Below are 12,855 nucleotides of genomic sequence, written 5' to 3' on the forward strand. Positions count from 1 at the left end.
CGAGGAAGGAGCCGGTCACCGGCTTCTTCACAGTGCCCGCAATTAAACAGAGTTGGCGCTCGTTGACCGGGGCTCCCGGCAGCGGCCACGATCCCGGCCCATGAGGAGAACTGTTCTTACCGCATCGATCTCGCTGGCCGTCAGCGGTCTGCTGATAACCGGCGCGGGATCCCCCGCCACCGCCGCCGCCACCGCTCGGCCCCACCCGCCCCGTGCCGACAAGAGCCAGGCCGTCCAGGACGCCCGCGACTCGATCGCCGCCCATCCGCAGGCGGTTCGGGCGAGCTCGGACGACACCTTCGAGTCCGCGTCCGTGCTGGTCGACAAGGACGGCACCCGGCATGTGCACATGACGCGTGAGTACCGCGGTCTGCCCGTGCTGGGCGGTGACGTCATCGTGCACTCCGCGCCCAGCGGGGCGTTCCGCGAGAGCACGCTGACCCTCAAGGACAGCCTCTCCCTGCCGGTGACGCCCAAGGTCGGCGCCGCGCGCGCGGAAGCCCTGGCGCAGAGGAAGTTCCAGGGCAAGCGCTCCCGGACGACCAGCAAGCTGGTGGTGGACGCGCTCTCCGGCACCCCGCGGCTGGCGTGGCAGGTGACCGTCGACGGCACGGCCCCCGACCAGTCGCCGAGCCACTTCAACGTGCTGGTGGACGCCCTGACCGGCCGGGTCGGCCAGACGTGGAACGCCTTCCACACCGTCGACGGCACCGGCCACGGCTACCAGGTGGGCGACGTCCCGCTGACCACCACCGCGATCTCCGGCGGCTACCAGCTCAAGGACCCCACCCGCGGCAACGGGGAGACCCGGGACGCGCAGAACCTGACCGCCACCAACGACAGCCCGCCGGCCGGCTGGGGCAAGGCGTTCACCGACACCGACAACGTATGGGGCAACGGCACGCTCACCGATCGCGCCACCGTCGCGGCCGACGCCCACTTCGGCATCCAGGCGACCTGGGACTACTACAAGAACGTGCACGGCCGCAGCGGCATCAAGAACGACGGCGTCGGCGCCCGCTCCTTCGTGCACTACGGCAACAACTACGCCAACGCCGGCTGGGACGACACCAGCTTCAGCATGATCTACGGCGACGGCGCCCCCGGCGACAAGCCGTTCACCGAGCTGGACGTCGCGGGCCACGAGATGAGCCACGGCGTCACCTCCGCCACCGCCAACCTGAACTACTTCGGGGACGCGGGCGGCCTGAACGAGGCGACCAGCGACATCTTCGGCACCCTGGTCGAGTTCAACGCCAACAGCCCCGCGGACGCCCCCGACTACCTCATCGGCGAGAAGATCAGCTCCACGCCGCTGCGGTACATGGACGACCCGAAGAAGGACGGCGTCTCGCAGAGCTGCTGGACCACCAGCACCAAGAACCTCGACCCGCACTACTCCTCCGGGGTGGGCAACCACTTCTTCTACCTGCTGGCGGTCGGCTCCGGCTCCTCCCAGTGGGGCAACAGCCCGACCTGTGACGGCGGCACGGTCACCGGCATCGGCAACGCCGCCGCGGGCAAGATCTGGTACCGCGCGCTCACCACGTACATGACCTCGGGCACCACCTACCCCGAGGCCCGTACCGCGAGCATCAAGGCCGCGATCGACCTGTACGGCGCGAGCAGCAGCCAGTGCGCGGCGGTGGAGAAGGCGTGGAGCGGCGTGGCCGTCGTCCCGACCTCCACCACCTGCGGCGGCGGCACCACGCCGCCGACCGGCTCCAACCTGCTCTCCAACCCGGGCTTCGAGTCCGGCGCGGTCAGCTGGACCTCCAGCTCCGGCGTGATCACCAATGACACCGGCGCCGCTCCGCACTCCGGCTCGTACTACGCCTGGCTGGACGGTTACGGCAGCGCGCACACCGACAACCTGTCCCAGTCGGTGACCATCCCGGCCACCGCCGCCGCGCCCAAGCTCAGCTTCTTCCTGGCGATCGACACGAAGGAGTCGGGGACCACGGCGTACGACACGCTGAAGGCCCAGGTCGTCTCCGGCACCAGCACCACCACTCTGGCGACGTACTCCAACGCCACGCCGGGCGGTTACACCCAGCGGACCCTCGACCTGTCGGCCTTCAAGGGCAAGACGGTCACGATCAAGTTCACCGGCACCGAGGACTCGTCCCTGGCCACCGGCTTCCTGATCGACGACACCGCGGTCACCACCGGCTGAGCCTCCCCACAGGCTCCGCGGGTGCGTCCGGCAGGCCCGGTCGGTGAGAACCGGCCGGGCCTGCCGCGTTCCCGGCGGGCCTGCCGCACGGGCCGGTGTTCCCCCGGCCTTCGCCGGTCTCGCCGTGCGCCGTCCTCCTCGCCGTCGGCTACCGCGAGTCCCTCTTCCTCGCCTTCGGCCTCCCGGCCTGGCTCGCCGCCCGGCGCCACGACCGGCGGCTCGCGGCGCTGCCGGCGGTCTGCCCCACCACCGTGCGCGTCACCGGTCTCTTCCTCGCCACCGCGCTCATCGTCCACACCGCCCTCAGCCTGTGGGCCCTGGGCACCTCGTACCGGTACATGCCCCTCCCCCGTGCCGCCCCCTGTGGTGGCCGCTGTGGACCGGCCTGGCTTCCTGGACGCTGCGCGGGCCCCGTCGGTTCGCCGTGGGCCTGGCCGGGTGGGAGCCCCCGTCGGTGACCCGCCGTGACGGGCCGTCAAAATCCGGCTGGGCGCCGGTTGCCGACGGTGTCGCCGCGTGCCGTGGCGGGGGTGACGGGTCCAGGAGTCCCGCCGGAGTCGTTCCTCGGCTTCAGCCGGTGTCCGGCCGGTCCGATTCAGAGATCGCGGAAAGGTCGCGGAGCGACTCCAGCGCGGCGTCGGCGTCGTGGCGGGGCGCCGATGCGGAGCGGGCCACGCCGGCAGGTGGTGCGAGGAGGAGATCCGTGCGGCCATGATCCCAGGAGACGCAGTGCCGCGTCCGAGTTCGGTCGTGCCGGTCCGTCGGCGCGGGTGGTGACGGCCCGGGAGGCGACGCGTCCCGTGATGTGAAGGCCTTTCAGGGGGTGTGGAGGAATTCTGTTCACTCGGTGAGTCTTCCGTCGGCGAATCTCCGAAACAGGCGGTGCCGAACGGTTCGCCAGACCGGTCGAACTCGACGGTAACCCCTTACGACCTGCGGAAACGCGGCGTGCGGGCGGTCGTCACGGCCATCGGCGGGGATTCGGCACGGCAGGTATGGTCGGGCCCGTTCACTCGTCCGGCTGTACGAGTACCAGCCCCAGACCGGAAGTTCGACCGAAGACGTTCGAGGCGAGGCAGACCGATGGAAGTTCCGACCACCCCGGCGGCCGGCGGCGACCGAACCGGGGAGGGAGGCGGCGGCGCGGGCTGGTTCGGACGGTCCCCCGCGGCGTCTCCGGCAGCTCCGAGACCCCCGCGCCCGGACGCCCGTCGGCCCGCCCCGGAGGCCGTGCGCCCGTACGTCCGGGAACCGGGCCCCGCCTCCGCGCACCCGTACGGACACGAGTCGGACCCCTCCCCCCTCCAGCAGGACGGCCGGCAGTCGTCCTCCGGCCCGGGGCGCCCGAGCTCCGGGCCCGTACGCCCCTCAGAGGGGCGACCGGCCGCGGGACCGGTTCCCGGCCGCGCCGCGTCGCGGGACTCGTCCGACACGGCCCTGCTGCGCCGCACGATGGCCGAGATCGAGCCGATCGCCGACAAGGTCACCTCGTACTTCTACGCGCAGCTCTTCCTCCGGCACCCCGACCTGCGGGCACTCTTCCCCGCGGCGATGGACGTCCAGCGCGACCGTCTCTTCAAGGCGCTGCTCACCGCCGCGACCCATGCGGACGACACCGCCGCCCTGACCGCCTACCTGGACCGTCTCGGCCGTGGGCACCGGAAGTACGGCACCCTTCCCGAGCACTATCCGGCCGTCGGCGAGGCCTTGATCTGCGCGCTCTCCCGGCACGCCCCGTCGAGCTGGGGGCCGCGGACCGAAGCCGCGTGGGTGAGCGCGTACACCACGATCTCCCAGATCATGATCGACGCGGCCACCGCGGACGAGCTGCGGGCGCCGGCCTGGTGGCAGGCGGAGGTGGTCGGCCACGAGATGCGCACGCCGGACATCGCCGTCGTCACCGTCCGGCCCGACCAGCCGTACCCCTTCCTCGCCGGGCAGTACACCGCCCTGGAGACGCCCTGGTGGCCGCGTGTCTGGCGGCACTACTCCTTCGCCTCCGCGCCCCGTTCCGACGGAGTGCTCTCCTTCCACGTCAAGGCCGTACCGGCGGGCTGGGTGTCCAACGCCCTGGTCCACCGGGCCAGGCCCGGGGACGTCATCCGCCTCGGCGCCCCCACCGGCTCCATGACCGTCGACCACAGCACCGACAACGGGCTGCTCTGTCTCGGCGGCGGCACCGGCATCGCACCCATCAAGGCCCTGGTGGAGGACGTGGCACAGCACGGGCGGCACCGGTCGGTCGACGTGTTCTACGGCGCCCGTCGCAGCGACGACCTGTACGACATCGAGACCATGCTCCGGCTGCAGCAGTCGCACTCCTGGCTCTCGGTCCGCCCGGTCGTGGACGACAGCCCCGTCGGCCTGCTGTCCGGCGGGCTCCCCGGCGCCGTACGCGAGTACGGCCCCTGGCACACCTACGACGTCTACCTGTCCGGCCCGCCCGGCATGATCCGCCGCGGCGTCGACACCCTCCTGGGCATCGGCGTCTCCACCCACCGCATACGGCACGACTCCATCGAGGAACTGGTCGGGGCAGCGACGTGAGCACTTTCGAACAGACGGAGCAGCGACAGGCGACACCGTTGCGCACCACCCGCCCCGGCAGCGACGGCGAGCACCTGGTCCAGCAGCGCATGGGCACGGCCGAGCGCGCCGACCGGTTCTACGCCGAGCAGGTCCTCGACCGGCTCAACCCGCGGATGCGGGAGTTCGTGGCACGGCAGGAGATGTTCTTCCTGGCCACCGCCGACCGGCACGGCAACTGCGACAACACCTTCCGCGCCGGGCCGCCCGGCTTCCTGCACGTCCTGGACGACGAGACGCTCGCCTACCCCGAGTACCGCGGCAACGGCGTCCACGCCAGCCTGGGCAACATCGAGGAGAACCCTCATGTCGGCCTCCTCGCGGTCGACTTCTTCCGCGACCGCGTCGGGCTCCACGTCAACGGCCGGGCCAGGGTGGTGACCGACGAGGAGATGCGCGGCGCCCACTCCGGGCTCGCGGTCGACCCGGTGCCGGGCCGGCGCGCCCTGGTCTGGGTGGAGATCACCGTCCATGAGGCGTACATCCACTGCGCCAAGCACATCCCGCACCTCGAGAAGATCCCCCGGCAGGGCCGCCCGGGCCGCTCTTGGGGGACGGACGACGCCAGGCGCAAGGGCGGTGACTTCTTCGGGGCGGCCGCCGAAGCGCCGGAGCGCGGCGTGTTCCTGCCGCCGCCCCGTGCGTGCGCGTCGAGTTGGCGGGCGGAGGCGGAGCGGGTGGTGTCGAGGGCCGCGGACCGCTCCTCGGAGGCCGATGCGTTCAGCGGCTGGTTCAGTCGCGGTACGTCCGCCTGAGCCGTCGGCGCGGCGGGGCCCTCCCGCCGCGCCGACGATCCGTACCGACGGAATCTCGGGCCGGACCGTGGCGAGCCGGGACTCGGGCGGGGCCCGTGGTGGGCGGAGGCTCCGACCGGGTCCGTGGCGGGCGGGGGCTCAGGCGGGATCCGTGGTGAGCGAGGGGGTCGGGCGGCGGAAGCCGCGGGTGAGCAGCAGCAGGTAGCCGAAGCCGGCGGCGAGCCAGCAGCAGCCGATGGTGAGGGCGACCGGGCTGAGCATCGCCATCAGGTACACGGTCACACAGGCGCCGAGCACGGGCACGACGACGTGACCCAGCAGCCGTCCGGGGCGGTGGGCGTCGGGGTCGGCGGAGCGGGTGCGGGCCCAGTGCACGACGACGCAGGCGTTGACGGCGGTGAAGCCGAGGAAGGCACCGAAGTTGATGAACGACGTCGCCGTCTCCAGGGAGAGGTCCAGGCCGATCAGGCCGACGGCACCGGTGAGGGCCAGGCACAGGACGGGGGTGCCGGTGCGGGGGTTCAGCACTCCGAAGACACGCTTCGGCAGCACTCCGTCGCGGCCCATGATGAACAGCAGCCGACTGGAGCTGAGCTGGACGGCGAGTCCCGAGGCGAAGCCGCCGACGATCGCGGCCATGTTGGTCCAGTCGGCGAAGGTCTGACCTCCGACCTCGATCGACATCGTGTACGACACGATCTGCGGGTCGTCGAAGACGCCCCCGGGGTGGACCAGCTGCATCACGTACGCCACCGCGGCGAAGAGCAGGCCGCCGATCGCGATGACCAGGACCACGGCGCGTGGGATGGTCCGGCGCGGATCCTTCGCCTCCTCGGAGAGCGTGGTCACGGCGTCGAACCCGAGGTAGGAGTACGCGGCGATCGCGGCCGCCGCCGAGATGCCGGCGAGCCCGCTGTCCGCGTTCCACAGCGGCGCGGTGTACGAGAGGGGCGGGTGCCCGGCGAGATGGACCAGGCAGTAGGCGACGAAGAGCAGCACCAGGAAGACGGCGAGGCCTGTGAGCACCTTGTTGACACGGTCGGTGAGGGCGAGTCCGATGATGTTGACGAGGGTCGTGAGGCCCGCGTTGAGCAGCATCCAGACCCAGACCGGAACGGCCGGGAACTGTGCGTTGAGGTAGAGCGACTGGACGAGCCAGGCGACCATCGGCAGGAAGAGGTAGTCGAGGAGGACGGCCCAGCCGATCAGGAAGCCGGCCGGGGCGCCGAGCAGTCGCCGGGTGTACGAGTACGCGCTGCCGGCGTCGGGGAACTGCCCGGCCATCCGTGCGTAGCTGAGCGCCGTCAGGAACATCGCCGAGGTGGCCACGAGGAACGCGGTGGGCGCGGTGCCCGCGCTGGCGGCGGAGATCACTCCGAAGATCACCATCACCAGGCCGGGGGCCATGTAGGCGAGCCCGAAGGCCACCACGGAGGCGAGGGAGAGGTTCCCGCTGAGCCGTGTCGGCGTGCCGGCCGTCGTACCGGCGGGGGCGGTGCGTGTTTCCGGGGTGCCGCTCACCGGGCGGTCTCCTCTCCGACGGCCGGGCGCGGGGCGGCCGGTGTCGACGGGGAGGCCGGTGTCGCCGGGGAGTCCGCGGGGCGCAGGGCGGCCGGTGTCCAGGGGGAGACCGCGGGGCGCCAGGTGGCGGGGTCGATGCGGCCGCCGTACAGGGGCAGTTCCAGAGGGGTGTCGTCGGGCGCGAAGTGGTCCCACGGCCAGGAGTCGCCGCCCGTGCCGTGCTTCCGTGCCGCGGCGACCCGGTCGAGGTCGACGACGGCGAGCAGAGTGGTGTCCTCCGTGCCGACGGCGGCCACCTGGACGTGCCCCTCGGGGTCGACGAGCAGGCTGCGGCCCTGCGCGGTGGGAGAGGCGCCGTTGACGCTGGCGACCCAGACCTGGTTCACGATGGCGTTCGCCGTGTTGACCGGGATCTCCTGGGCGCGGCCGGAGGTGGAGGTCTGCACGAGGTTGACGACGAGTTCGGCGCCCATCCAGGCGAGGTGGCGGGTGACCTCGGGGTACCAGGCGTCGTAGCAGATGGACAGGCCTATCCGGGCGGTTCCGGGCAGGTCGAAGACGACGAACTCGCGGCCGACGCACATGGGCTCGTAGGGGCGCCAGGTGAAGATCTTCCGGTAGTGGGCGGCGAGTTCGCCGTCCGGGCCGTAGACGACGGCGGTGTTGTGGACCTTTCCGTCCTCGGCGCGTTCCAGCACGGTCCCGGGGATCAGCCAGACGCCGAGTTCGCGGGCGAGTGCGCCGAGCGCCGCGCCGCGCGGGCCGTCGAGGGGCTCGGCGTACGTGTCGTAGTACTCCTCCAGGGTCATCGTCTCGGCTCCCCGGGAGCAGAGGTGCAGCTCGGGGTAGACGACGAGCTCCGCCCTGTCGGGCGACTTCATGCGCCGTCGCAGGCCGTCGGCGAACTGATCGAAGGACTCGGCTGGCGCTTGTACGAGGGCGAGGCGGAGGTGCCGGCTCATGGGGCTCCTGACAGGAGGGGGAAGGGGGTGCGCCACGGTGGGGGCCGGGGAGCGGCGTGGTGCGACAGAGGGAACCCGATACGCAACACCGTTGTCAACGGTGTTGTCATTTCTTGGGGCTTCCTTGGTAGGGTCGCCCGGACGATCCGCATCGAGGGGGCCCCATGGCGAAGAAGACGGTGGCGAGCACGGAGAGCACGGCCGCACGGTCCGGCCGCCGGGAACGCAGGGACGTGCGCCGGGAGGCGGCGGTCGACGCCGCCTTCTTCCTGGCCGAGCGGGAAGGCGTCGCCGGCCTCTCGATGCGACGCCTCGGCCAGGAACTCGACGTCGACGCCGCCGGGCTCTACCGGCTGTTCCGCGACAAGGACGAGCTGCTGCTCGCCATGGCCGAGCGGACGATCGCCATGATTCTGGACGAGATGGGCGAGGTGACGGAGGGCGAACCCTGGCAGGACACCCTGCGCCGGATCGCCGAGGGCACCTGGCAGGTGCAGACCCGCCATCCGGCCATCACGGTCCTCACCTTCGCGCGCACCACCGGCGGACCGGCGGAACAGCGCATGGTGGAACTGATCCTCTCGGCCTTCGCCCGCTCGGGGCTGGCCCCGGACCAGGCCGTCCTCCACTACCGGACGTACGTGGACACCGCCCTCGGCCTGTGCGCGCACAGCGCCGCGCTCAACTCGCTCGACCCCGACGTCCGGGAGAAGGACGACACGATCTGGACCCGGATCTACGCCCGGCTGCCCGAGGCCGCCCACCCCGTCACCCGGAGCCACATCGACGAACTGACCCGGGTGACCCAGAAGGCGATCTACGACACGGCGGTGGAGGCGATCCTCGCCGCCACCGAGCGGGCCGGGGCGGAACACCGGAACGCCTCTTCCTGACCGGCCGCGCGGAGGCGGAGACCGGCCCTGGCCGATCATTCCCGGCAGGCCCGCGGCGTCCCGCTTCTGGTGCGGTCGGGCCTCCCCCGCCAGATGCCGCGCGGCACCGGCCTCGTGCCGCTCCTCGGACCGCGGGTCGACCGGCCCGGCGGACAGGCCGGCGATCGGCACTCCACCGCACAGCTCGCCGGGCCCGTCCTCGACGACGGGCCTCCGCCCCGAGGGGGGCGGGCCTCGTCGTCCGGGTTCGACGTCGGGCGCTGAGGCGTCTCCGCCCCGTCCGGATGCCGTCGGGGGCGAGAGCGGCACGGGTGGCGTCCCCGGCCCGGCCGGGACCGGGGGTGACGGGCCGCGGGGTGCGTCGACGCGGACTGTTCAAAGCCTTTCCCCGTCACACGGGCGGCACCAGATCACTGTCGCTGACGGTGTACGTGAGGAGGGGGTAGACGAAGTCCGTCTCGTTGTTCTCGCGGCGCCGCAGTCGGTAGAACTCTCGCTTCTGCTCCTCGTCCGCCGGCACGAGGAGCGCGCCCTGCGGGAGGTGCGCACGTCCGTCACGGAACCGGACGGAAGTCTTTGACGTTCGAAACGTCACGCCCAACCATCGAGTGTCCGCCGACCGAGCAAGGGCGTCCCGTACGATTTTGTGCCTGAACCGCCGATTCGATTCGACGGAGAACGCGACGACACCGTGGTGGGCGAGAGGGATCTCGAACTTCCCGCCATCAGGATCCTTCGATTCGAAGATCAGTTTCCTCGTCGGGCTCACTTCGGGGTGTTCATAGCAGGAGTAGACGGCGATGAACGACTCGTCGGCCAGATCGAGAGCCTGGTCGGAATGGATGCCCATGGTGGTGTAGGCGTTCGTGTAGATCTCGATCAAAGCGTTGTTGAAAGCGACCGGAATCTGCGCATGTTCTTGGACCTGTCGCGCCAGTCGCTCATGCACCGCCCGGAAGCGCTGCGCCGGACTGTCGTATCGAGTGGTGGTGCGTACGAGCGGGACACCGCCCTCTTCGTCGATCTCGGTGAGCGTGGCGCCCAGCCGGCCCTTTCCCACGTCTTCCCAACGAGCCGATGCGGACAGCTCCTCGAAGGGGTTCTCCCCGGTCGGCAAAACGCACGTGAGGATCCCGTCCGGGATTCTAGACCCGGGGTGCAATGTAGTCTCCCGCGTTCATGCTGAAGGGAAATTCGTTTCCGTAGTCGATGAAGGAGGAGGTGCTGTTCTCCTCGGCGTACAGCCTGCGCAACTCGTCCAGACCCGTCGGCGTGGGCGGCTCCAACTTCACCGGGTCTCCGGCTTCGTCGGCGACCTTCAGGAACGTGTGGCCGTTCTTGTGAACGGCTTCGGCGCTCGAACACCGCACCACATATCCCAGGCGGGTCGGGAGAACTTCCGCTCCCAGAGTCGAGGGCCGGATTTCATGCGTGTACAGACGGTTGGTGGACAGCGGCATGAAGAACACGGATCCGGGATAGAGGGTCAGGCTGAACCGAGGGGGGAAGGTGGCCCCGTCGCGTTCTCCGGTCGTGTCCTTGAGGCGGAAGTGGAGTTCGGTCAACCCGCTGACGCCCTTCACTCCGCGGTCGAAGGCGTCCTCGGCCAGGGGCCGCAGCCCGTCGAGCCGGTCGTAGAAGGTGCAGAAGGCCATGATGCCGTTGGACGGCATGTCTTTGGTCTTGTCGGCATGGGCCGAGATCTTGGCTTTCGACTGCTTGCGCTCGGCCGTGGCAAGGGTGTTGTGGTAGATCTGAGCAAGGACGTGATTCAGCGGCGCGTGGCCCCGGAAGACGGTGTCCGCCTCGCGGTTCAGATCCTCGACGATGTGCACGTCGGTCGGGCGAAAGCTCTCGGTCGGCCCAGAAAGGTTCGTGGAGCACCGGAGCAGGCGGAAATGCAGTTCGTCGCCGTTTCTCGTGACAGGTGTCAGATAGATTCCGCTGCGACGGGCCGTTCCGGGCTTGGTGGACTCCGTCAGGGATTGGAACTCGTGCTCCGCACGGATCCGCCCGAAGTGATCGGCGTCGATTTCGAAAAATCGGCGGTAGTACACACCGGCGCCGTGCACGCGGAGGGGGACCCGGCCGAGGCCGACGGGGATCCACGAGCTGTCGACGTCCTCGTGGTGACCGTGTGACAGCTCCCGGACGACGAACACCCGGGCAGCCGTACGCAGTCGGTGGCCCTCGACGCGCGATAGGTCGCCGCACAGGTAGACGGTCTTCCGTGCGAGGTCGGGCGGATCGGAGGCGAGGTCCTCCGGCGTGATGACGGTCCCGAAGAAGTTCCTGATCCCTTCGTCGTCATGCAACGGCGACGGCGCGACCAAAGTGTTGTTCGCGTCCTCGACGCACGCCTCTACCCGCTCCGCTGCACACATCAAACGGTACCTGCCGTTCGCCGATCCTGGGGGTTCCGTCGAAACCGTGGACATGGCAAAGGCCCGCGCTCTTTCGTCTGCGCTGCGCAGCGCAGACGAAAGGGGACGGACCGTTGAACCTTGATCCTCTCACGCGGCTCGGCAGCGGGCAACGGGCTCCGCCGTACGGTGTCGCACCCGTTCACCGGCACGGCGAGCAGCGCCGCTCCAGACGGTGGGGTTCGTGCTCCGACAGCACCCATCCGGTGCCCATCGGCCGAACCGTGCTCCTGCAGGCCTCGATACCCCCCGTCACCCTCGCCGGTCCAGTGCGGCGAGCAGCTCGCTCGCGCGTCCGTCCGCCGCGGCGAAGGCGAGGTGGTCGTGGTAGTCGCGGGTTTCGATGATCAGGCCCTCCCGGACGCGCAGCACTTGGATGTTGGCGGTGCGGAAGGTGCGGCCGGTGGCGGGGTACAGGCCCTCGTAGTCGAACTCGGCGATCACCACCTCGGGGTCGGCGGTCTCGTGGACGCGGATGTTCTCGGCCCGTAGGCGAATCGCGTCGGAGGCCTCCAGAGCCTCGAAGCGCTTGCGGAGCTCCGCCCGGCCGTGGACGCGGCGAGGAGGAACCGGCGAGAAGACGATCTCCACCTCGGCGTCCTCCGCGTAGAGCCCGGGAAGCTCGCTCCACCTGCCCGCCGAGATGAGGCCCGTCAACTTCCCGAAGATCTCGCGGGGCGTAGCTGGTGCGGACATCGCTGACCTCCGTGATCCCGCCGCCTACAATCGGATAGGCGACTCCGTTTCTGACGATACGGATAGGCCACTCCGTTTGTCCAGACATGGCGAGGCTCACGTGACGACAGATCAGACTCCCCCGGACACCGGCACGAAGCCCCTCCGTGCCGATGCCCGGCGGAACCGCGCACGGCTGTTGGAGGTCGCCGAGGCGGTCTTCACCGAGCGGGGCACCGGCGCGTCCACGGAGGAGATCGCCCGGGAGGCGAAGGTCGGCATCGCCACCGTGTTCCGGCACTTCCCCACGAAGGAGGCCTTGTGGGAAGCGGTGCTCGTCCGACGATTGCAACGACTGGCCGAGGAGGGGCGGCGCCTCATGACCGAGTCCGGGCCGGCGCACGCCTTCTTCGCCTTCTTCGACCTGGTACTGGACCAGTCTCCCGTCAAGAACGCCTTCGCCGCAGCGCTCGCGGACGCGGGAGTCGACGTCCGGGCCGCCACCTCCGAGGCCGGGCGCGCCCTGCGCGAGGTGCTCGTCGCCCTCCTCGACGGCGCCCAACGGGCCGGCGTGGTGCGACGGGACCTGGAGGTGCCGGAGCTGACGGCGATCCTGGTGGGCACCTGCCGCATGCTGGAGCACCTGGACGGCCACCCGGAGTCCGCGAAGCGCGCCCGGGCGGTGGTCCGCGACGGGATGCGGGCGCACCCCGGGAGCCGGGGAGGGCGAGGACGTCCGCACTCCTGACGAAGGGGGTGTCCGATCCGTGGTCGTCAGCGTTCCGCAAGCGAAAACAAGCCTTTCCCGGACGGAGCGCCCAAGAAGGTACGGGGCGGTGCTGCTGCCGCACGTGCCCTGGGCCT

11 protein-coding genes are annotated in these 12,855 nt (G+C 70.5%); 6 read left to right on the forward strand and 5 right to left on the reverse strand.

Annotation, left to right across the window (positions count from 1 at the left end):
• Nucleotides 1-100 precede the first annotated feature (100 nt).
• The 4 genes from IE180_RS27500 (at nucleotide 101) to IE180_RS27515 (ending at nucleotide 5,517) form a co-directional block, all read left to right on the forward strand.
• Nucleotides 101-2,176: a M4 family metallopeptidase gene (locus IE180_RS27500; protein WP_190159652.1), complete on the forward strand. Its 2,076-nt coding sequence runs from the start codon at nucleotides 101-103 to the stop codon at nucleotides 2,174-2,176.
• A 95-nt stretch (nucleotides 2,177-2,271) separates the two neighbouring features.
• Entirely contained in the window at nucleotides 2,272-2,634 is a 363-nt protein-coding gene (locus IE180_RS27505; protein WP_190159653.1) for a hypothetical protein, read from the forward strand.
• 994 nt (nucleotides 2,635-3,628) lie between these two features.
• A complete protein-coding gene (locus IE180_RS27510; protein ID WP_373302831.1) occupies nucleotides 3,629-4,723 on the forward strand; it encodes a globin domain-containing protein in 1,095 nt (364 codons plus the stop codon).
• A gap of 89 nt (nucleotides 4,724-4,812) precedes the next feature.
• Nucleotides 4,813-5,517, forward strand: coding sequence for a pyridoxamine 5'-phosphate oxidase family protein (locus IE180_RS27515; RefSeq protein WP_190159758.1), 705 nt, complete (start codon nucleotides 4,813-4,815; stop codon nucleotides 5,515-5,517).
• Between the two features lie 138 nt (nucleotides 5,518-5,655).
• Here the strand turns inward: IE180_RS27515 and IE180_RS27520 are convergent, their stop codons facing one another.
• On the reverse strand, nucleotides 5,656-7,038 hold the full coding sequence (locus tag IE180_RS27520; RefSeq protein ID WP_229860954.1) for an APC family permease: 1,383 nt from the start codon (nucleotides 7,036-7,038) through the stop codon (nucleotides 5,656-5,658).
• A complete protein-coding gene (locus IE180_RS27525; protein WP_190159655.1) occupies nucleotides 7,035-8,000 on the reverse strand; it encodes a carbon-nitrogen hydrolase family protein in 966 nt (321 codons plus the stop codon). Before IE180_RS27525 ends, IE180_RS27520 begins: the two co-directional genes overlap by 4 nt.
• A 164-nt stretch (nucleotides 8,001-8,164) precedes the next feature.
• Between IE180_RS27525 and IE180_RS27530 the strand changes: the two genes are divergently transcribed.
• Nucleotides 8,165-8,893: a TetR/AcrR family transcriptional regulator gene (locus IE180_RS27530; RefSeq protein WP_190159656.1), complete on the forward strand. Its 729-nt coding sequence runs from the start codon at nucleotides 8,165-8,167 to the stop codon at nucleotides 8,891-8,893.
• A 391-nt stretch (nucleotides 8,894-9,284) separates the two neighbouring features.
• Here the strand turns inward: IE180_RS27530 and IE180_RS27535 are convergent, their stop codons facing one another.
• From IE180_RS27535 to IE180_RS27545, 3 genes are all read right to left on the reverse strand, one after another.
• The gene (locus tag IE180_RS27535) at nucleotides 9,285-10,055 is read right to left on the reverse strand and encodes an alpha-ketoglutarate-dependent dioxygenase AlkB (RefSeq protein WP_190159657.1); all 771 of its coding nucleotides are present in this window, start codon (nucleotides 10,053-10,055) and stop codon (nucleotides 9,285-9,287) included.
• On the reverse strand, nucleotides 10,039-11,277 hold the full coding sequence (locus tag IE180_RS27540; RefSeq protein WP_190159658.1) for a hypothetical protein: 1,239 nt from the start codon (nucleotides 11,275-11,277) through the stop codon (nucleotides 10,039-10,041). The genes IE180_RS27535 and IE180_RS27540 overlap by 17 nt, the downstream gene beginning before the upstream one ends.
• Before the next feature lie 291 nt (nucleotides 11,278-11,568).
• On the reverse strand, nucleotides 11,569-12,012 hold the full coding sequence (locus tag IE180_RS27545; RefSeq protein ID WP_229860956.1) for a nuclear transport factor 2 family protein: 444 nt from the start codon (nucleotides 12,010-12,012) through the stop codon (nucleotides 11,569-11,571).
• 100 nt (nucleotides 12,013-12,112) lie between these two features.
• Between IE180_RS27545 and IE180_RS27550 the strand changes: the two genes are divergently transcribed.
• Nucleotides 12,113-12,739 (forward strand): TetR/AcrR family transcriptional regulator, encoded by a 627-nt coding sequence (locus IE180_RS27550; protein ID WP_229860957.1) that lies wholly within the window; start codon nucleotides 12,113-12,115, stop codon nucleotides 12,737-12,739.
• The last annotated feature ends 116 nt before the right edge of the window (nucleotides 12,740-12,855 follow it).

Origin of the sequence: Streptomyces litmocidini, from assembly GCF_014649755.1 — a bacterium.
Lineage (GTDB): Bacteria > Actinomycetota > Actinomycetes > Streptomycetales > Streptomycetaceae > Streptomyces > Streptomyces litmocidini.